Source organism: Chimaeribacter californicus (assembly GCF_002858675.1).
Taxonomy (GTDB): Bacteria; Pseudomonadota; Gammaproteobacteria; order Enterobacterales; family Enterobacteriaceae; genus Chimaeribacter; species Chimaeribacter californicus.
In genome coordinates this window covers 12,655-32,452 of sequence record NZ_PJZF01000008.1, presented here as the reverse complement: position 1 = coordinate 32,452, position 19,798 = coordinate 12,655, and the positions used below count along the sequence as shown (strand labels likewise).

Genomic DNA, 19,798 nt, shown 5'->3' with positions numbered 1-19,798 from the left:
CATCACAGGCAGAATAGTCCGAATCACTATTTAACCGCCTTTTCAGGCTTATTTTTTCTGGATTAATTCATGGCAGCGAATTAAGGTGCTGAACAACAGGGATGTCACCGTTTTATTATTTCCCTCTGCCGTTGGCAGCCTTCTGGAGTTAACTGGTATGATCAAACGACTATCACTTATTTGCAGCGCTGTGCTGCTGAGCAGCCTGTTGAGCGGCTGTATTTATCACGGCTACCACGGGCATCATGACAACGGCCGCCATAACGGTCACGGCCATTACGGCAACGGTCACCATGACAATGGCCGCCATAACGGCCACCGCCGCTAGCGGGTAGACCTCACCCCCGGAACCGGTCGCGGAACTGGCGCGGTGACAGGGCATGCGCTGCCTTGAAGACGCGTGAAAAATGGAATGGCGAAATAAAACCGCACTGTTCCGCGATCTTATTCACGGACTGCTGAGTATGCTTCAGCAATACCTCGGATTGATTAATCCTGACCTGCCGCAAATAGCGCGCCGGGGTGGTATTCAGGTAATGCTTGAACAGATTAATCAGATGGTTCACAGAGCAATGCGCGTGCTGCGCAATATCCTCCAGTGCCAGCGGTTGCTGATAGTGGGTGCTGATATAGCGGCAGGCCTGGCGCAGCCCGCGCGGCATGGCTCGCGGCCGCGCCTCCTCTTCCAGCGCGCCCAGCGCCGAATAGTAATGCAGCAGCGTTTGCGTGAGCTCAATCAGCACCCGGTGGTTATTGATATGGCGTGAACCGGTGATACTGACGCCCAGCTCCATCATCTGTTCCATCTGCGGGTCGACCGGCAGCTGCGGGGCCAGGCTATTCAGGTAGAGATGCAGCCCCGGCGAGATGTCATCAAAGTCGATCTGGCACCAGCTGTACCGGCTCTCCTGTTGTGCATCAAAGCGGAAATTTGCCGGCCGCTGCGGTAACAGCAGCGCCATATTACCCGGCAGCAGATGCCGTGTTTCGCCCTCAACCTCAATCTTCAGGCTGCCGCTGAGCATGGCCAGAAACTGAATGCCCTGTTTCATGCGCGGGCCATGGCGGCTGCCGGGTGCAGAACGGCTGACGCCAAAATAACCTTCACGTGGAGTAATGCGCATAGTTTCCGGCATGATGTCGCCAACCTCAGTCTGGTGAACCGGGAACGTTTCTCATTCACGCTCCACTCTGAATCGGTTGTAGCGTACCGGCCGCCTTTGCCCCACCTCAGGCTGCAAAATTTGCTGGAGAGATCGCTTTTTCAAGGGATTATCTGCGGTGCGTGCGCGATGGGGTGCTGTTTTTTTCGTCAATCAGTCAGGGATTTCGGCTACCGCACGCCTATTCGCCAAAGAAGCAGATACACTCAGGCAGTGCAGCGGATGCCACCCGGTATCCGGCAAGCTGGAGAGCAGACGTTCCCATGACATGGATTATCATTGCCGCGCTGGTGGCGGTATTTGTTGCCGGCTATCTGGTGATGACCGCCGATACCCGCAAGGCCAACGATTCACTGGCCGCGCTGCTGAAAGTGAAACCGCTGGTGATTGAGTCAATGTTGCTGGAAATGGGAAAGCGGCAAAGCCAGATGTTCACGCGGGCCATCAGCCGGGGTTATGCCGAAGAGTTGCGAAAGGCGGCCTATATCGTGTTTATTTACCAGACGTTTGTGCGGGATGACTCGCCGGAAAACATTGCCCACTGGCGTGAGGTGCTGATCCGTGCGCACCTTTCACCGATGCTGACCAATGAGCATGCCGAACAGGCGCTGTTTTACTTTTCCGAGTTGGATCTGGAGCCGTTTGAGCTGGCGCAGTTCCGCCGTCACTACAACGAAACCTATAACCAGATCCACCTGGTATGATTACTTGAACACATTCTCCAGGTAGCTGGCCAGTAACTGGCGCGAACTGAACCCGTGAGGAATGCCGTAGTAAAGGTCGCCGCCGCCTGACGGATCGCGCGGGAACTCGGTGTAATGCTGGCTGGTGCGCATCTCTGAGGTCGGCTGCGCAAAACGCAGGCTGTAATCTTTCAGCGCCGGGTGAATCACCAGCGCCGTGCGGCCCAGACGGGCCTCGCGGTTAACATACACATAATGCACACCCCGACGGTAACCATAGGTTTTATCATCGACGTAGTCCCGCTCAAATCCTGAACCTTCCAATACCCGTGCCACTTCATCCGGCCGTAAATACATTGTTTCTCCTCGCATCTTGAACTGCCCAGCGACCTTACCGTATTAGCCCGATCAGACAATGTCTTTATCCTGCATTCTGGATGATTTCGGAATATTCTCCACCTGCTTGATGAAATAACCCGCGCCGGCGCAGGTTTTTTCGCGGTTTTTCTCAGCTTATGCCGCTTTCCGGCGGCAGACGGCGGCTAAGCTGCAATTTCAGCGTAATCAGCCACGCGACCGCCACCGTGAGCGCCGCCGCCAGATAGATGGCGGTGATCCCGGCATGATTGATGATAAGCCCGGCCACCGGCCCGGTCAGCCCTAACCCGAGATCCAGAAAAGCGGAATAGAGGCCGAGCGCCGTGCCCTGGTTTTGTACCGGCACCTGTTTCACCGCCTCCACGCCGAGCGCCGGGAACACCAGCGAGAACCCGGCCCCGGTCAGGAATGCCCCGCACTCCACCATCAGCGGGGTAGAAGCCCCCCAGATCAGCAGCAGGCCGCCTATTTCAATCAGGAAAGAGACCAGCGACACCTTGAGGCCGCCGTAACGGTTAATGTTATTGCTGAAAATCAGCCGGATGCCGACAAAGCCGAGGCTGAACAGCGTCAGGGAGAAGGCGGCTCCTTCCCAGCCCCGGTCGCCGTAATAGAGGGTTATGAAGGTGGCGATAACGCCAAAGCCAATGGTGCCGAAGCCCAGCCCGAGGCCGTAGAGCCAGATCCGCCCGACCACGGCGCTGAACGCGATGCGGTTACCGGCCACCACGGAGATCGGCGCTTTACGGCTGGCGAGCAGCATCGCGGCCGCCACCGCCAGCACAATCACTGAGGCGACGCCTGCCAGCCCCCACTGCTGATTAAGCCAGACACCCAGCGGTGCGCCCACCGCCATCGCCCCATAGGTGGCCACGCCGTTCCAGGAGATCACGCGGGCGGTGTGCATCGACCCCACCGCGCCAATGCCCCACAACGTAGAACCGGTACTGGCAAAGCTTTCGCCCACGCCAAGCAGCACCCGGCCGATACACAGGAGAATCAGGCTCAGTAGCGGCTGGGCGGTGTTCCACCAGGCCAGCGCATAAAAAAGCCCGCTCATACCGCAGCAGGCCAGCCCGAACAGCACCACCCTTTTCGGCCCCAGCATATCGGCATACCGCCCGGCGTGGGGGCGGCTGACCAGCGTGGCAAAATACTGGGCGCTGATAATCAGCCCGGCCAGCACCGAGTTATACCCCAGCGTGTGATGGACGAACCCCGGCAGCACTGCCAGCGGTAACCCAATGGTGAGATAACAAACAAAGGTGAATACAACGATCGACAGGATGCGTTTATTGAGTTGCAGATTGTGGCGTGCGTGGCTAACGGGCATGGTCGGGCCTGAGCTGAAAAAAGGAGGGAAGTTAACAGCATAGCGCCTGAGGGGAGAGCAGGATACGTTAAAAACGTGAGAAAATTTATCGGCTTAACCGGCGGGCCGCCATAGGGGGCCCTGACGGCACCGGTTTACAACAGCCCATCAGCCAGAAACAGCGCCCAGGCCACCACCAGCCCACACAACGTGACCGCGGCAAAAATCACTTCAAACCGATAGCGTTTCAGCATGACAGCCACCGCCCTGACGCTAAAAAAACGCCCGTACAAGACGGGCGTCAGCATGGAATTTTCCGGAGGGCGGGCTGTGCCGCCGTCCGTGGTAAACCCTTATGCAGCGGTGTGAGCAGCTGCTTTTTTATGAGTCACTTTTTTGTGAGTCTTTTTAGCTGCCTGTGCTTTCTGGGCAACCGGGGCTTTATGGGTCACTTTTTTGTGAGTCTTTTTAGCTGCCTGTGCTTTCTGGGCAGCCGGCGCTTTGTGAGTCACTTTCTTGTGGGTCTTTTTAGCCGCCTGCGCTTTCTGCTCAACATTTTTCTTGGTGGCTTTTTTATGTTTTTTAGCGGCCTGGGCTTTCTGGGCAACCACTTTCTTGTGCTTTTTATGGTGCACGGTTTTCGCAGCCGGTGCGCTGGCAGCCGGAGCAGTGGTGGTGGTTGCAGCTGCAGCCGCCGGTGCAGGGGTTGCCGTTTCCGCAGCAAACGCTACAGAGGACATACCCAGGGTAGCGGCAACAATCATAGCGACGATCTTTTTCATAACATTCCTCAGCGTGTTGGGAGTCAGCCCGGAGTGGGCCGGTGAGGAGAGTCTACGCAGTTTACGGTTAGCGCTCCGTGAGTGATTGGTGTCGCTGCGTAACGAAATGTACAAACCGGGGAACCCTGTCTGATCCCGGGCGATGTCTGCAAAAGCCCAACGGCCGGTATATGGCTGGCCCCGCATAAATGGCTGAAAATTAGCCCGGCCGAATCAATGGCCGCGCCCGGTGGCCTGATAAGCGCCGCGCTCACCGGGCTGTTCTTTTTGCTGGCAAAGTAAAAGCAGAGGCGTTACCCCTGTTTATGCGGGGATAACGCCCTGTGATATTTCAATGATGCAGAACGCCTGATGTCACCGGCGAGGTACAGGGCCACGGCGCGCGTGGCTGACATTATTTCTTCTTATTAAGCATCGCCTTTAAATCAGCAAAGGGGCTATAGGTTGCTGCCCCTACATCTTTTTGCGCGTCTTCTCCCGCCACCACGGTGGTGCCGTACTGGTCAGCTTCTGTGTACTTCGAGTGTTCGTGATCATGGCAATAGAGACACAATAACTCCCAGTTACTGCCGTCTTCCGGGTTATTGGTATGGTCATGATCGATATGGTGAACCGTTAATTCGCGCAGGTTGGAGTAAACGAACTCCCGTGAGCAGCGCCCACATACCCACGGATAGAGTTTTAATGCTTTCTCACGGTAGCCACTTTCCAGCCGCGTGTAGTTTTTTGGGATCAGAGCCATTATTGATAGTACCTGTGATAAAGAGATGATGTTACGGTTTAGCCCCGCACTCGCGGGGAACGCGTTCTGCGGTATTCCAATTATACCGGACTATTGAATTTCGTAGGCAAGACGAACGGTCACTGTTTCCCCATTGACGGTATAGTGCGCTGACTCATCCAGCGAGTAGACCCGGCCACTGTATACGATTCTGACGCGGTTGTTTTCGGCGCTGATCGCGGAAATATCCCCTGTTCCCTCGAGAAATGGGATCTGGCTGTGCAGTGCATCAACCACCTCGTCTTCAGACCCGGTGATTTTTGACGACAGATAATACCGGTACACTACCGGCACAGTGGCGTTTCCGCTGTCGTTCCGGGTCGCGTAGAGCCATAACTCCGGGGTAACCTGGCGGCTGACATAGAAGACGTCATCGGCCTTGTAGTCTGCTGTACGGTTCAGCAGCAGAAACCCCACGACTACGATAAGCAGCACCAGGGTCGTCAGCCCGTGTAACCACGGTTTATCCCCGCTCTCGCGGGGAACACGTTTAACGCTCACTAATCATTCACCTCGCAACCGGTTTATCCCCGCTCTCGCGGGGAACACACGTCCTAGTCCAGGAGCACCCACCCATACCAGCAGCGTGCCCACAGTGGCCGCCAACCGGACGGCTGCATGGGATACCCGCGTTCCCGGCTCCAGCATAATGCAGGCTACCGCCCCAACCGGGATGTGGGTACGCACCCCGGTTTTATCGATTAATACAAACGCGCCGTCCAACACATCCAACTGGCCATATTGCAAAAAGATCATGGAAGTTCGATCTTTTAACGGAATAGGGTTAAGCGGAACATAGCTCACGCTTGCCCCTCCGCGGGTTTTATCAGCATCAGGCCACAGCCGAATGCCCGGCTTTTGCCGAAGCCTTTTGCCCATTGTTCAGTAAAGCGGGCGGGATCATCCACCGTCAGCACACCGCTGAAATCCACAGTGCTGAACTGCACCAGGCTGCGTGATTTCGGGCGCACGACCTGCTGTTGCTGATAGCTCATCACGGACACCGCCCCCGGCAGCAGCGTGAACCCGGCCTGCGCCCCCTGACTCACCAGCCATTCCTGCGCGGCGCGCTCCTGATGCGCCCAGATCTCTTCAGGCTTCACCGCGTTGCGCAGCCGGTGTTTGGTATGCATCAGCAAGTCATGTTTCTTTCCCTGCCGACAGATCACCGGGTTCGCCCGCAGGGAGAAGCCGAGTTGCATCCCGGCCTCAAGGTGCGGCGTGAAGGGTTTGCATTCCACCTGCAGCAACGGGTGTTCCGCGACTGGCTGGCTGTGTGACAGCAAATAGAACCGCAATGCGCCCCGGCGCTCCTCCCGGCGATAGATAAAATCACGCTGTTGCTGATACGGGAACAGTTCCCATAACCATTGATGAAAAACATATTCACCGGCACGGGCGAGTTGAAACAGTTGCTGCGGCGCAAACGCGCCTACCGGCACCGTTATTCTTGAGAAATACATGGTGTCTCCTCCGGCAGATGCCCTTTCTTCACCATGCGTTCGGCAAACTGCCAACGACGGCGGCTCAGCGGCTGGTCGCGGCGCTGGGTCACGGTGGTGACCGTCAGGCCTGGGTGGTCACCCTCCCACCAGAAACAGGGATGTAAATCTGTGATAAAGGCCGCCATCACCTTCAGATCTTGCAGAGCCTGGCGATAGTGGTTCCGTGCCTGTTTCAGCACCGCTCCTATCTCGCCGCTGAAACAGTGCGGCCAGAGCGGCAGCGCCAGTGGGTGGCTTTTACGGCCCAGGCAGAGCGGAAATACCGGCTGCTTCAGCGCCTGCTGCAACGCCGTTAACGGATAAGGCGCACCTTCTGTCATAGAAACCACCACCAGCCAGTAGCCGTCACAGTAAAAATCACGGCGTGAGAGGGTGGTCTGTAACAGTAACGGGTCGCGGCGAAGCTCATCACGCCGGGTGAAATAGCGTGTTTTACGGCTCTCTTTCGGTACCTGTACCGTATGGTAGTCACGCATCCAGTGGCTTTTTTCATTGGCGCAGACCAAAAACTGATAGTGCCGGTTGAATTCCGCCAACCGTTGCTCCTCGTCGCGGCGAATGCCGAGCGCGGCGGCCAGCAACCCCAGCAGCGCAGAACGTGACGGCAGCGGGTGCGTGTGCCGCACCTCACCCGGTGCCGGCTCCCCCCAGGAGGCCATCGGCCCCTGGAGCTGAAAGACCAGATAATCACTCATGGCCTCTCCTTATGCGCTGACAAAACCGAGGAAGTTTTCCAGCGTGCCTTCGCCGGTAAGCGCGTTGAGTTCCGCCACCTGATTACCCCGGCACTGATAAACCGCATCCATGTTTTTACGCAACGCCGTAATGCGCGAAATCGCCTGCGTAATGTGGTCATCGCCATACACCGGTTTGTAGAAGGCGGCCGCCAGCGTACGGGGCTGTTCCGTGCCTTTTTCCGCCAGCGCCCAGGAGGCGTAGGCGCGTGAGGCGAAGCTGTTCTGTTTCCCGGTCGGCGAGACTTTCAGCGCACATTCGGTTAAGGCCCGTAACGCGCGCTGGGTGAGTTCTTCGTCGTTATTGAGGTTTTTCAGCAGCTGGTCACGATCAATGCAGAGGTAGTTGTAGAACAGCGCCGCACCGAAGCCCTGTTCCCCCATATGCCCGGCGCCGGTTTCCCCGTTGTCTTGCCGCAGGTCGTCCACCGCCGTGAAGAAGTCATCCTCTACCACGGTGGTGCTGACGCCAACGGCGTGCGCCACCTGGCAGACTGCTTCCACATTGAATTCCGGCGACGAGGCCAGCATGCGGCCAAACAGGGAAATGTCCACCGCCATCCGCTGTGCGGTGAGCAGGCTCAGCTCATCGGCAGTTGGTTCCCGTTTTTCCTCGCCCAGGCGTTCGGCCAGTTGCTCCACCCGTTGCCATTCGAACGGGCTGATATGCACCAACTGTTCGGTATCGGTGTTCAGCAACGGATCCTCTTTTAACTCTTTCTCTTTGGCGCTTTTGGCCTTGCCAAAATAGTTGGCGATTTTGGTGCCCCACTCCGCCGCTTTTTTCTCATTGACGCCGCGCGCTATCATGATTTTTGCAGCTTCGCGCCCGATGCGGGCAGTGCGCTTGCCGATGTGGCCGGCCATCGCCTCTTCAAACAGATCGGAGGTGCGCCAGGCGCGCTTCAGGCTTTGGGAAGAGACGCGCAGGCGTTCGCTGCCGCCCATCATCACGGTTTTCGGCGCGCCGGTATCATCCCGGTTCAGGTTAGCAGCAGGGTATGCGGTCAACAGGTGGAGTTGAATAAACGTCGTCATCATCGAAGTCCTTTTAACATTAATTAACGGGGTGTGCAGTCTGGTCAAATTCCAGCTGGTCATCTTCAGGGGTGACCGCCTGGTAATATTCCATTGCCCAGCGGATGCGGATATATTCCGTAGGCTTTAATTTCAGATAATAATCACTCTCTTCCCGGCACCAGCGAAATATGCCTTCTGCCAAAGCGGGAATATTTATTTCACCTTCACACAACTTGACGGCTCGGCGTAATTGCCTCAATAAATCATCATGACTTTTGGCATGGCATAAACGTGAAAAACGCAGCTCAGACATTAAAGGACGTCCATTTTTCTCGACGCCTAATTGCGTAGCAAAAAATTGAAGTTCATTATTAACTTTAACATGAGATACTGTCGCTGCTATCAAAGCCATTGCAATGAAACGCCAAGACTCCTGTTCATTATTCAACAAAGATGACATCTCTTTTTTGAATAGCAGGGAGCGAAAACCTTCGGTCTGGCAAACTTGATTAATATCTTCACATTGCCGCAATGAGGCACGCAGCCGCCGCCCTTTAATATCATTTATTGTTTCATGCCAACTGCGTAATGCAATTTTTTGTTCATCGCTTAAATAATTCATGATGTAATCTCTTGCTTTTTTATTATTAGCCGAAATTTTCTTATCAAAGACGAAGAATTTTCTCCTAGCCTTCATTATTCGGCCAAGATTACTTTGATCTGGGTGCGTGAATACATGCTTATCAAAATAACTGAGCGAGGAACGGTGTAAATAACGTTTCCATGCTCTTTCCTGAAGATCTATTTTATCACGCTGTTCCGGATTGAGGGGGATATCTGTTTCAGCGGTTATGTTGTCAAGGAATTCCGTAAAGCGAGGTTCGGTCTGGTGCCAGAAATCGACATCAATAAAGCTGAAATCACCCCGAGCCTCTTTAGGGTTGTCAAACCAGGCCTCTTTTAAGGCGCTTTTCAGAAAGCTCAGGTGGCGTGTCGCATTCGCCACTGCGCGCTGTAATGGCCCTTCGACCAATTCCTGATGTTCACGATCTAATAGCAATAATGGCGTGTGGTGCTCATACCAACAGCGCGCTTTCATATTGTCGAAATCGTAGCCAAAGCTCCATAACCCTACCCGGATACCTGCTTCCCGTAATTTATGGGCCTGATAGGCTGTCACGACTAGCGCTGGGTATTCATGGTTATTCTCACTCTGTGTTTTCCACATCAGCCCCAGCCAGTCGCGGTAGACGATGCCACCCGGCTGGCCTTTCCGGGAAAACAGCTCACCGCCCTCTTTTTTCGGCTGGCGATAGGGGGTCAGCGGGTGCCGCCAGCCGACATATTGCATGCCATAGTTTTTGGCGGTGATCTGTTGCAGCAGTGCCGGATGGTGCTCACCGCAGAGATCGCAACGGCCCTCCACCGTGTTGGCAAAGTCAATGCGGAAACGGCGCGGCATTCCCCAGTACGCCTGTAACTCATGGCTGTCTGTAGGGGTGGTGATGCCGCTGGCTTTTTCACTGGTGCGGGTGGGCGCAAGCCACGGAAAAATGCGGGCATCATAAACGAGTGTTTCATTCTGCGGTTGCGGCATCACATTCAGCCAGAGTTTGCGCCATAACGGATAATCACGGGTGGCATCCGTGTGCTTCAGCTCCAGCAAGGTAGTGATGGGGCCGCCGCCGCGTAACCCAGTACGATAGCCCTGGCCCCCGGATGGCGCATTGGTTTGCAGGGCAAACAGTGCCAGCGCGGCACAGTGCGGGCAGAGCCTTTCCAGCGTGCCGCGTTTTACAAAGTGGTCTTTGTTGAACTTTGTGGTTTGTGCGCCGGGCGCTTCGACCAGCAGTTGGCCAATGGCGATGGGGTCACCCTGTAAGGGTTCGGCATCCTGCATAAAAGAGGGGGACGCCGGGCCGAACTGAAACGCGTGCTCAAGCCGGGAAAACGCCTCTGTTACCTGCTGCTCCGTCAGCCCACGACGCCAGACCTCCCCCCATTCTTCGCTATCCTCTGGAGGCAGCGCAGTTTGCAGCAAACCAATCAGGAATTGCCAGGCCGCGCCCTGAAGATCGGCGCGCGGGGCGGCAATATTGATAATGTTTTCATCTGATAATTGACAAGGCGCAATTTTTTCCAGGTGCCCATCTTTAAACCGGGCGGGAAGCCAGGCATGAGTTAAAAGAGACCACATTTAGTCCCTCCTTGATAAAGAATTGTAAAAGAATAGCTACTTAGATGATCGCCATCCGTGGCAATTTAGAGTTTAATCACTTATTTTTTGTTACATGAATATCAGCTTTCCATGATCCAAATTTAAGGATAAACTCTGAATCGAAACTTTTAACCTTTAATTTAGCTGAGCGCCAAGCTCTTTTTTTACAATTCATCAAAAAACTCACTGGGGTAATATTGTTGTGCAATAAAAACCCGCTTCCTAGTAACATGCCCGCCCCAATTTTATAAATATCGAAATTTATTTGATTTGAATTTAACATCAAAGCAACCTCAGAAGACGTGGAATGGAAATTAATCATTACAGCAAATGACTCGCTTAACATTTATAACTCCTTTATATGATTCGCTGTCATCACTTAGCACCACGGAACGTTAGCAAGCTAAATATTAATATAAATATAATTAAACATGAATATTTCGGTTACAATTAATAGCTTGGGTAAAGACTACCCCGCAAAAAAAGGATATGCAAGCTAAATGGAAAAATAGCTTAGCAACACTTTAAGAAACCCTAACCCCATGAAGATCATTAGCAATAACATTATTACAAATTGATAAAAACAAAACATTAATATGTTACCTGAAAAAAACAATCACTGACAACACCTTATTTTTTATGAAAATGGTTTGAGGAATATATACATATCAACACATGAAGCTTTCATTAAAATAAGTGCAAAGCCTTATAAATATTTGATATAGTATTTCTGTTCCCACGCTGTGGGCTAAACCGTGTTGGTAAGCAAATATACCGAGTTCCCCACATTAGCGGGGATAGATCCGGCACCGATTTTTCGGTGCCGGCTTTCCATTAAAAATCAGAATTTATTTATTTCTTCTGCACACATTAAACCTTCACTAGATGAATAATTGCAGCCTAATAAATTATCCGGAAGAATAATTACCTGTGCATTTACACGATGATTATCTTTTCCCCATTTTTCCAGCTCCGCCTCACTTAATAACGTGAAAGCATGGCTGTTTTGTTTCCACCAGCTTTCCCGCACGTTTATCTGGCTCATATCCCACGGGTGTTCCCCTTCGCCATAAGGCACAATCTTCCCTTCGCGACGATAGGCGAGATACAGCGGCACCGTTTTCTCAGCTAAACGGGTGGCGGTATCCTTTTCCCACAGATCAGAGGCGGCGAGGCTATATCCCTGTGAAAAGTTGATAACTGATTGCACGGCTGCATTGCGTTCACTCAGGGCTTTGCCCTCTTCACTGTCCGCCTGTGGCATCAGCCCTGCCGGCACCGTCACCTCATCGCCGTATACCGCATCAATTAATAAGCGCGCCGCTTCCGGCATTTTTATTTCACCCTGCTGCTGCAAAACGCGTTGAGTTAACCAAAGGAGGGCGTGATCGCGGTATACAAAACTGGTATTGCGCATTGCCGAAGAGAGCCAGTCCGGTGCGGGTTCCTGCGACCATTGCGGAGCAAAAAGCATGAGTACAGGTGGCTGACGCCCTTCCCGGTCGCTTAATACGCCATTGGCATCCCGGACGTGGCGCTGTAAACGCCCGGCGCGCTGGATCAGCAGATCCACCGGGGCCAGGTCGCTGATCATATAATCAAGATCAATATCTAAAGAGGATTCCATAATCTGCGTTGATATAATCACCTTCCCACGACGCGCCGGTAACTCGCCCGGTGATTGTTTGCCGAACCAGCTCAGGGCGTTATTTTCAATCGCCAGCCGGTCACAAAAGGCGAAACGGCTATGGAGCAACAGCAGATCCTCTTCAGCCACGGTGTGACGTAACCTGCCGTAGATGCGCATCGCATCCTCTACTGAGTTACGTATCCAGCAAATACAACTTCCCGCCGTTATGGCCTGATAAATCAACCTGAGGCATTCTTCTTCATCATGCTGCCAGGCTATTTTTACCGTGCGTTGCACCGCTTTACGCGTCTCTACCCGGCCGCTGCCTGAAAACCCCTGCTGCGTGATCTGGGTAAACCACGGGTAGTCGGCTGGGGTTAAGGGCGGCGGGATCTGAGGTGGAAAGTGCGCGCCACGCTGAAAGGCCTGAATCAGTTTTTCACGCTGCCGTGCTGACAAGGTGGCGGAGAGCAGAATGACGCTTTGCCCGCTGTGCGCCTGCGCTTCGACCAATTTCTCCAGCAACGTGGACATATAGCTGTCGTACGCATGCACTTCATCACAAATCAGCAGCTTATTGTGCAAACCGAGCAGGCGTAAATTCTGGTGCCGGAAAGGCAGGATCGCCATCAGCGCTTGATCCAGCGTGCCGACGCCGACATCCGCCAGCAGGGACTTTTTCCTTTGGTCGGCGAACCAGGCGGCACACCCCTGTTGATGTTCCGCTTCCACCACCTCCCCTTCACCGCCTGCCAGCGGATGCCACACCGAGCGGGAAAACTCTGCCGACAAATGGCTGCTGCCATGTGAAAGCATCAGGCTCGGGGTGCTGCCGGGTTGGTAAAGCTGCCGCCACGCACGGCGCATCCTCTGGTACATGGCGTTCGCCGTTGCAGTGGTCGGCAGGCCGATGTAAAGCCCCTGCGCTTTGCCGGCAGCCATCAGGCGGTGTGCCAGAATCAGCGCGGCCTCGGTTTTCCCGGCACCGGTCACATCTTCCAGAATAAAAAGCTGCGGCCCTGTCGGGCTGATGTCCTGGTGCAGCGCTTTTTGCTGGAGCGGCGTAGGGGCGGTGATAAACGGAAAGAGATGCTGAATGCCGGCGAACGGGGCGATCTCTGCAGGCATTGGTAGCGCGCCGACGGCCCGCACAGCCTGGTCACACGCCCGCTGCCAGTAGGCAGCCAGCGGCATGGCCTCAGAACAATAGGGAAAATAGCACGTATTCGAGCCTATCCAGTCAGCCAGTACTACTACCGCGGAAACCAGCCAGCTTAGTGAACTGAAGCGCTTACGCCATGCTTTTTCACCCCACTCCGCCGGCAAGGCCAGGGTGGGAAACAGTGCGCTGATATCCTGCAAAAATAGCTGCGCGGCGTCACAGTCTTCCGGCAGGAAAGCGGAGGCACAGCTCATATTCCTGACCGGCCGCCCGTGATGGCCAAATGTCAGCAGCATCCAGCGATTCAGCACGCTGTAGCACGCCTCCTGATCGCGTTCACTGCGAAGCAAAGTTTTAAGGTGATAAGAGAGGCGCTCATCCCACAGCCATAACCCCAGGGCATCATGGCGGCCGCAGTAACGTACGGCGGGATGCGGTGCCGCCAGCCCCTCAGCCCGGTACTGTTGCTGAAAATAACGGGAAAATTTCCCTATATCGTGCCAGCACAATAACCAGGCGAAAAAGGTGGCGGCCTGTTGCCGGTCGGGCATACCCAATGCCGCAAATCTGTCAGCAATCGCAAAGCGGTTTTGCATTACCAGTTGATGGCCGCAGGCCGCGACGTCCAGACAGTGCCAGGGTAAAAGATGGTGTTTATGCTCACCTATACCGGCAGTATGCGGGGCACGGGCTTTCCCCCAGTAATGGAAATAGGGTTTCTTCATAACCGAAGCTCAATGAGGTAAGGGTTGCGCCAATCTCGCCCTTGCAACGGGTTTGCGTGCTGATTTATCTCAAAAAAGGCAAAAAATCATCGTACCGGGGGTCAGAAGAGGCGGATTTGCCGTATCTGCGTGATTTTGGTCTATGCTTAAAGGACATCATGCAAAAGGGAGAGGCAAATGTTTAAAAAATCTGAGAAAGTTGAACGCGAAATCGACCAGGACGTTACCTTGCTGGCTGATACCCTTGATGAGGTGCTGCAATCGTCACGTAACCGCAGTCAGGACGCGGCGGAAGCGATCCGCAGTAAGGCGGAAGATGTGCTGCGTAACAGCCGTGCACGGCTTAATGATGCCCCAAGTGCCCGTGAAATTGCCGGTAAAGCGAAGGGCTATGTGAAAACGAACCCATGGCAGGGTGTCGGCATCGGTGCCGCTGTCGGGGTGGTGGTCGGCTTCCTGCTGGCCCGCCGTTAATCTGCATTATCGGCCGCCGTCTCAGGCGGCCTGATCTGACGCACTCCCCCTGCTCGCCCCACACAGACTCTGCTAACATCCCTGCCTGATAACCTTTCTGACGCGTCTTTTATGCCGGGCATTGCCCGCTGCGCGATTTGCTTTTCTTTTGTGCATTCCTCTTGCCTGCGTTTCCTGCCTGCAAAAATATTTTCTCTGCATCTTGACCCCGGCCTGTGCCGCGGGTTGGCGCGTTACCGGCGTCTCATTTTTACCAGACACTAGATATTGTGTGGTTGAAATAATTTAGATCAATATCTAGTATTTCTTCAGAACAACGCGCACGGTTTCATGCCTGAGGCTGATACCGGTCAGCGCCTTTTTGGCTGCCCTGCATCACGCAAGGCAGACAGGATAACGTCCACCTCTCAGTCACACAAAGGGAAATGCGAATCATGAGCATTATTATTTACAGCAAGCCGGACTGTGTTCAGTGTAATGCGACTTACCGCGCCCTGGATCGTCAGGGTATCGCCTATCAGGTTATCGATCTCACCACGGATGACGCAGCCCTGAATCATGTGAAATCCCTCGGCTATCAGCAGGTGCCGGTGATTGTCGCAGGCGATCGGCACTGGTCTGGTTTCCGCCCTGACCTGCTCAGCACACTGGCAGCGGCGCACTAAGGTGAGCCTGCTGCCTCCGCTGGTGTACTTCTCCAGCAGCTCGGAAAACACGCACCGCTTTATCGGCAAGCTCGGGCTGCCGGCGATCCGCATTCCGCTGGATCGCACCCCCTTACGGGTGGCGCAGCCTTACATTCTGGTGGTGCCCAGCTATGGCGGCGGCAGTGTCAGCGGTGCGGTGCCGCCGCAGGTGATCCGCTTTCTCAACCAGCCGGACAACCGCGCGCTGATCCGCGGGGTGATTGCGGCCGGGAATACTAACTTTGGTGCCGCTTACGGCATCGCCGGGCAGATCGTGGCGCAAAAGTGTCAGGTGCCCATGCTCTACCGCTTTGAATTGCTCGGTACGCCGGGCGATGTCGATAACGTCATGAAGGGAGTGACTGAATTTTGGCAGCGACAGACCTCGCAGTAACCGAGCCGGCGCTTGCGCGCCCGGACTACCATGCGCTGAACGCGATGCTGAACCTGTTTGATGAGCAGGGGCAGATCCAGTTTGAGCAAGACCGGCTGGCGGCGCGCCACTATTTTCTGCAGCACGTTAACCAGAACACGGTGTTTTTCCACAACCTAGAGGAGAAGCTGCGCTACCTGGTGGAAGAAGCCTATTACGAAGCGGAGGTGCTGGCGCAGTACACCCCGGCGTTTATCAAACAGCTGTTCCGCCAGGCCTACGCGCATAAGTTCCGCTTCCAGACCTTCCTTGGCGCGTTTAAGTACTACACCAGCTATACGCTGAAAACCTTTGACGGCAAACGTTACCTGGAACGCTATGAAGACCGCGTCTGCATGGTGGCGCTGACGCTGGCAGCCGGTGACACCGGGCTGGCGCAGCGGCTGGTGGAGGAGATGATCAGCGGCCGCTTCCAGCCCGCGACGCCCACCTTCCTCAACAGCGGCAAAAAGCAGCGCGGCGAACTGGTCTCCTGTTTCCTGCTGCGGATCGAAGACAACATGGAGTCGATCGGCCGTTCGGTAAATTCCGCGCTGCAACTCTCCAAACGCGGCGGCGGCGTGGCCTTTCTGCTGACCAACATCCGCGAGGCAGGCGCGCCGATTAAGCGCATTGAGAACCAGTCTTCCGGCGTGATCCCGATCATGAAGATGCTGGAGGATGCCTTCTCCTATGCCAACCAGTTGGGTGCGCGCCAGGGCGCGGGCGCAGTTTACCTGCACGCCCACCACCCGGACATCCTGCGGTTCCTCGACACCAAGCGTGAAAATGCCGATGAGAAGATCCGCATCAAAACCCTGTCGCTGGGGGTGGTGATCCCGGACATCACCTTTGAGCTGGCGAAGAATAACGAGCCGATGTACCTGTTCTCGCCTTACGATGTGCAACAGGTGTATGGCGTGCCGCTCTCCGAGCTGTCGGTCACGGAAAAATACCGCGACATGGTGGCGGACAAGCGCATCCGTAAGCAGAAGATCGACGCGCGCGCCTTCTTCAAGATCCTGGCAGAGATCCAGTTTGAATCCGGCTACCCGTACATGATGTTCGAGGACACGGTCAACCGCGCCAACCCGATTCACGGCCGCATCAACATGAGCAACCTCTGCTCAGAGATTTTGCAGGTTAATGCGCCCACCGCGTATAACGAGGATCTCTCTTATGCGCAGATCGGCAAAGACATCTCCTGCAACCTCGGCTCGCTGAATATTGCGCTGGCGATGGATGCGCCGGATTTCGGTGCCACGGTGGAGACCGCCGTACGCGCGCTGACGGCGGTGTCAGACATGAGCCACATCCGTTCGGTGCCGTCGGTGGACCAAGGCAACCAGCGATCTCACGCCATCGGCCTCGGCCAGATGAACCTGCACGGCTATCTGGCGCGCGAGCGCATCCATTATGGGTCGGACGAGGCGCTGGATTTCACCAACATCTACTTCTATACCGTGGCTTACCACGCGGTGCGCGCCTCTAACCAGCTGGCGATAGAACGGCAAAGCTGCTTTGACGGGTTTGAACTCTCTGCGTATGCCAGCGGCCGCTATTTCGATAAATACCTCGAGCCGCGCTGGCAGCCGAAAACCGCCCGCGTGAAGGCGCTGTTTGACCAGGCAGGCATCCGCATTCCTGATGTGAGTGACTGGGCGGCGCTGAAGGCCTCGGTGATGGCGCACGGGCTGTATAACCAGAATTTGCAGGCGGTGCCGCCTACCGGCTCCATCTCCTATATCAATAATTCGACCTCCAGCATCCACCCGATTGCGTCGCGCATTGAGATCCGCAAAGAGGGCAAAATCGGCCGCGTCTATTACCCGGCGCCGTTTATGACCAATGACAACCTGGAATACTACCGGGATGCCTATGAAATCGGCCCGGAGAAGATCATCGATACCTACGCCGAGGCGACGCAGCATGTCGACCAGGGGTTGTCGCTGACGCTGTTTTTCCGCGACACCGCCACCACCCGCGACATCAATAAAGCGCAGATTTACGCCTGGAAAAAGGGCATCAAAACCATCTATTACATCCGCCTGCGGCAGATGGCGCTGGAAGGCACCGAGGTGCAGGGCTGTGTTTCCTGCACGTTGTGACGAGAAAAAAAGGGATACCCATGAGTGCATTACCTGAAATGGCCGCCCGCCGCGTGCACAAGGCGATTAACTGGAACCAGATTGAAGACGACAAGGATCTGGAAGTCTGGAACCGGCTGACGGCCAACTTCTGGCTGCCGGAAAAAGTGCCGCTATCGAACGATATTCCCTCCTGGGCCACGCTGACGCCGCAGGAGCAGCAGCTGACCATCCGGGTGTTTACCGGCCTGACGCTGCTGGACACGGTGCAGAATGTGGTCGGCGCGCCCACGCTGATGGCGGACGCCATTACCCCGCATGAAGAGTCGGTGTATGCCAATATCGGCTTTATGGAAGCAGTGCATGCGCGCTCTTACAGTTCGATCTTCTCCACGCTCTGCGCCACGGTGGACGTGGACGACGCCTTCCGCTGGAGCGAGCAGAACCCTTTGTTGCAGAACAAGGCGGAGATTGTGCTTGCGCACTACCGGGGTAATGACCCGCTGATGAAAAAGGTCGCCAGCGTGTTCCTGGAGTCGTTTTTGTTCTACTCCGGCTTTTACCTGCCGATGTACTGGTCGAGCCGCGCTAAGCTGACCAACACTGCCGACCTGATCCGGCTGATCATCCGCGATGAGGCGGTACACGGTTATTACATCGGCTATAAATTCCAGAAGAACCTGCAACAGGTGGATGAGGCCCGCCGCCGCCAGGTGAAGGCGCAGGCTTACGATCTGTTGCAGGATCTCTATGAGAATGAACTGCGTTACACCGAAGACCTGTATGACGGCGTGGGCTGGACGGAAGATGTGAAAAAATTCCTGCATTACAACGCCAACAAAGCACTGATGAACCTCGGCTATGAGGCGCTGTTCCCGGCCTCCATGGCTGAGGTGAACCCGGCGATCTTGTCTGCACTTTCCCCGAATGCCGATGAGAACCACGATTTCTTCTCCGGCTCCGGCTCCTCGTATGTGATTGGGAAAGCCGTCAATACCGAAGATGAGGACTGGGATTTCTGACAGTGAGCGGCCATGGCGGCCGCTTATTTTCAGGATGAACGTTTTCAGGCTGCCGGATAGGGGTGTACTGCCTGCCAGTGATCGGCAATCTCCTGCCGGCGGCAGATCCAGACCCGCTCATGCTGCTGGATATAATCCAGGAAACGTTGCAGCGCGCGGAATTTGCCCGGCCGCCCCAACAGGCGGCAGTGCATACCAATCGACAACATTTTCGGTGCCGTTTCCCCCTCGGCATACAGCACATCAAAACTGTCTTTCAGGTAGGTAAAGAACTGCTCAGCGGTGTTGTAGCCCTGCGGGGAGGCGAAGCGCATGTCGTTCGTCTCCAGCGTATAAGGAATAATCAGGTGCGGTTTGCGTGTGCCGTCGCCCAGCGTGACTTCCGTCCAGAACGGCAGATCGTCGCCGTAATAGTCGCTGTCATACTGGAAGCCGCCGTGCTCCGCCACCAGCCGCCGGGTGTTCGGGCTGTCGCGCCCGGTGTACCAGCCCAACGGTGCCTGCCCGAACAGATCGCGCAGAACGGCCACCGCCCTTTCCATATGCTGCCGCTCGGTGGCTTCATCCATCTGCTGGTAGTGGATCCAGCGCCAGCCGTGGCTGACCACATCATAATTCGCCTGTTTGATCGCCTCGACAATCGCCGGGTTGCGTGCCAGCGCCATCGCCACGCCAAAAATGGTCAGCGGTAACCCGCGGCGGGCGAACTCATGGTGAATACGCCAGAAACCGGCACGTGAGCCGTACTCGTACAGCGAATCCATCGACATATGGCGATCCGGGTAGCTGGCGGCACCGATGATGTCGGATAAAAACTGTTCCGAGCCGGCGTCACCGTGCAGGACGTTATTCTCCCCGCCCTCCTCATAATTCAGCACAAACTGTACCGCAATGCGCGCGTTGCCCGGCCAGTTGGCATGGGGCGGACGCCCGGCATAGCCGATCAGATCCCGCGGATAGTTTTCGGTAAAGCCGTAATCCGGCCGGGCGATGGCGCTGCTCTCTATTCTGTTGTCATGCATAG

Annotated in this window: 21 protein-coding genes and 2 pseudogenes; 7 read left to right on the top strand and 16 right to left on the bottom strand. The window is 55.3% G+C overall.

Annotated features, from left to right (window positions below):
• Window positions 1-157 precede the first annotated feature (157 nt).
• Window positions 158-328, top strand: a complete 171-nt coding sequence (locus tag CYR55_RS23565) for a hypothetical protein (protein WP_165699574.1) — start codon at window positions 158-160, stop codon at window positions 326-328.
• Window positions 329-338: 10 nt separating this feature from the next.
• Here the strand turns inward: CYR55_RS23565 and CYR55_RS11005 are convergent, their stop codons facing one another.
• A complete protein-coding gene (locus CYR55_RS11005; RefSeq protein ID WP_165699573.1) occupies window positions 339-1,124 on the bottom strand; it encodes a helix-turn-helix domain-containing protein in 786 nt (261 codons plus the stop codon).
• A gap of 302 nt (window positions 1,125-1,426) precedes the next feature.
• Between CYR55_RS11005 and CYR55_RS11000 the strand changes: the two genes are divergently transcribed.
• Window positions 1,427-1,867, top strand: coding sequence for a DUF1198 family protein (locus CYR55_RS11000; RefSeq protein ID WP_101816192.1), 441 nt, complete (start codon window positions 1,427-1,429; stop codon window positions 1,865-1,867).
• On the opposite strand, the gene CYR55_RS10995 is transcribed toward CYR55_RS11000, so the two are convergent.
• The 14 genes and pseudogenes from CYR55_RS10995 to CYR55_RS10940 form a co-directional block, all read right to left on the bottom strand.
• Window positions 1,868-2,203 (bottom strand): DUF2002 family protein, encoded by a 336-nt coding sequence (locus tag CYR55_RS10995; protein ID WP_101816191.1) that lies wholly within the window; start codon window positions 2,201-2,203, stop codon window positions 1,868-1,870. It lies immediately after the preceding gene.
• A gap of 151 nt (window positions 2,204-2,354) precedes the next feature.
• On the bottom strand, window positions 2,355-3,557 hold the full coding sequence (locus tag CYR55_RS10990) for an MFS transporter (protein WP_101816190.1): 1,203 nt from the start codon (window positions 3,555-3,557) through the stop codon (window positions 2,355-2,357).
• A 134-nt stretch (window positions 3,558-3,691) separates the two neighbouring features.
• The gene (gene ydgU, locus CYR55_RS24265; protein WP_479415242.1) at window positions 3,692-3,790 is read right to left on the bottom strand and encodes a small membrane protein YdgU; all 99 of its coding nucleotides are present in this window, start codon (window positions 3,788-3,790) and stop codon (window positions 3,692-3,694) included.
• 99 nt (window positions 3,791-3,889) lie between these two features.
• The gene (gene asr, locus CYR55_RS10985) at window positions 3,890-4,318 is read right to left on the bottom strand and encodes an acid resistance repetitive basic protein Asr (protein WP_101816189.1); all 429 of its coding nucleotides are present in this window, start codon (window positions 4,316-4,318) and stop codon (window positions 3,890-3,892) included.
• A 394-nt stretch (window positions 4,319-4,712) separates the two neighbouring features.
• A complete protein-coding gene (yajD, locus tag CYR55_RS10980) occupies window positions 4,713-5,060 on the bottom strand; it encodes an HNH nuclease YajD (protein ID WP_101816188.1) in 348 nt (115 codons plus the stop codon).
• A 90-nt stretch (window positions 5,061-5,150) separates the two neighbouring features.
• Entirely contained in the window at window positions 5,151-5,600 is a 450-nt protein-coding gene (locus CYR55_RS10975) for a hypothetical protein (protein WP_101816187.1), read from the bottom strand.
• A gap of 54 nt (window positions 5,601-5,654) precedes the next feature.
• Window positions 5,655-5,903 (bottom strand): annotated as a pseudogene (locus CYR55_RS10970) (type I-E CRISPR-associated endonuclease Cas1e); the annotation flags it as partial.
• Window positions 5,900-6,562, bottom strand: a complete 663-nt coding sequence (gene cas6e, locus CYR55_RS10965) for a type I-E CRISPR-associated protein Cas6/Cse3/CasE (protein WP_101816186.1) — start codon at window positions 6,560-6,562, stop codon at window positions 5,900-5,902. The gene cas6e and the pseudogene CYR55_RS10970, both read right to left, overlap by 4 nt.
• Window positions 6,544-7,299, bottom strand: a complete 756-nt coding sequence (gene cas5e / locus CYR55_RS10960) for a type I-E CRISPR-associated protein Cas5/CasD (RefSeq protein WP_101816185.1) — start codon at window positions 7,297-7,299, stop codon at window positions 6,544-6,546. Before cas5e ends, cas6e begins: the two co-directional genes overlap by 19 nt.
• Window positions 7,300-7,308: 9 nt before the next feature.
• The gene (cas7e, locus tag CYR55_RS10955; protein ID WP_101816184.1) at window positions 7,309-8,376 is read right to left on the bottom strand and encodes a type I-E CRISPR-associated protein Cas7/Cse4/CasC; all 1,068 of its coding nucleotides are present in this window, start codon (window positions 8,374-8,376) and stop codon (window positions 7,309-7,311) included.
• A 19-nt stretch (window positions 8,377-8,395) separates the two neighbouring features.
• Complete coding sequence (casB, locus tag CYR55_RS24200) at window positions 8,396-8,980, bottom strand: type I-E CRISPR-associated protein Cse2/CasB (RefSeq protein WP_165699578.1); 585 nt, start codon at window positions 8,978-8,980, stop codon at window positions 8,396-8,398.
• Between the two features lie 6 nt (window positions 8,981-8,986).
• A pseudogene (gene casA / locus CYR55_RS10950) lies at window positions 8,987-10,555 on the bottom strand (type I-E CRISPR-associated protein Cse1/CasA); the annotation flags it as partial.
• A 76-nt stretch (window positions 10,556-10,631) separates the two neighbouring features.
• Entirely contained in the window at window positions 10,632-10,922 is a 291-nt protein-coding gene (locus CYR55_RS10945; RefSeq protein WP_101816183.1) for a hypothetical protein, read from the bottom strand.
• Between the two features lie 495 nt (window positions 10,923-11,417).
• Window positions 11,418-14,093 carry a CRISPR-associated helicase/endonuclease Cas3 gene (locus tag CYR55_RS10940; RefSeq protein ID WP_101816182.1) on the bottom strand — a complete coding sequence of 892 codons (2,676 nt, stop codon included), beginning with the start codon at window positions 14,091-14,093 and terminating at the stop codon, window positions 11,418-11,420.
• Between the two features lie 177 nt (window positions 14,094-14,270).
• On the opposite strand from CYR55_RS10940, the gene CYR55_RS10935 reads away from it, so the two are divergent.
• The 5 genes from CYR55_RS10935 (at window position 14,271) to nrdF (ending at window position 18,774) form a co-directional block, all read left to right on the top strand.
• Entirely contained in the window at window positions 14,271-14,567 is a 297-nt protein-coding gene (locus CYR55_RS10935) for an ElaB/YgaM/YqjD family protein (RefSeq protein ID WP_101816181.1), read from the top strand.
• 434 nt (window positions 14,568-15,001) lie between these two features.
• Window positions 15,002-15,232: a glutaredoxin-like protein NrdH gene (gene nrdH / locus CYR55_RS10930; protein ID WP_101816180.1), complete on the top strand. Its 231-nt coding sequence runs from the start codon at window positions 15,002-15,004 to the stop codon at window positions 15,230-15,232.
• 10 nt (window positions 15,233-15,242) lie between these two features.
• On the top strand, window positions 15,243-15,647 hold the full coding sequence (nrdI, locus tag CYR55_RS10925) for a class Ib ribonucleoside-diphosphate reductase assembly flavoprotein NrdI (protein ID WP_101816315.1): 405 nt from the start codon (window positions 15,243-15,245) through the stop codon (window positions 15,645-15,647).
• Window positions 15,623-17,773 carry a class 1b ribonucleoside-diphosphate reductase subunit alpha gene (gene nrdE / locus CYR55_RS10920; RefSeq protein WP_101816179.1) on the top strand — a complete coding sequence of 717 codons (2,151 nt, stop codon included), beginning with the start codon at window positions 15,623-15,625 and terminating at the stop codon, window positions 17,771-17,773. Before nrdI ends, nrdE begins: the two co-directional genes overlap by 25 nt.
• 20 nt (window positions 17,774-17,793) lie before the next feature.
• Window positions 17,794-18,774, top strand: coding sequence for a class 1b ribonucleoside-diphosphate reductase subunit beta (nrdF, locus tag CYR55_RS10915; RefSeq protein WP_101816178.1), 981 nt, complete (start codon window positions 17,794-17,796; stop codon window positions 18,772-18,774).
• Between the two features lie 44 nt (window positions 18,775-18,818).
• On the opposite strand, the gene puuE is transcribed toward nrdF, so the two are convergent.
• Entirely contained in the window at window positions 18,819-19,796 is a 978-nt protein-coding gene (puuE, locus tag CYR55_RS10910; protein ID WP_175580800.1) for an allantoinase PuuE, read from the bottom strand.
• Between the last annotated feature and the right edge of the window lie 2 nt (window positions 19,797-19,798).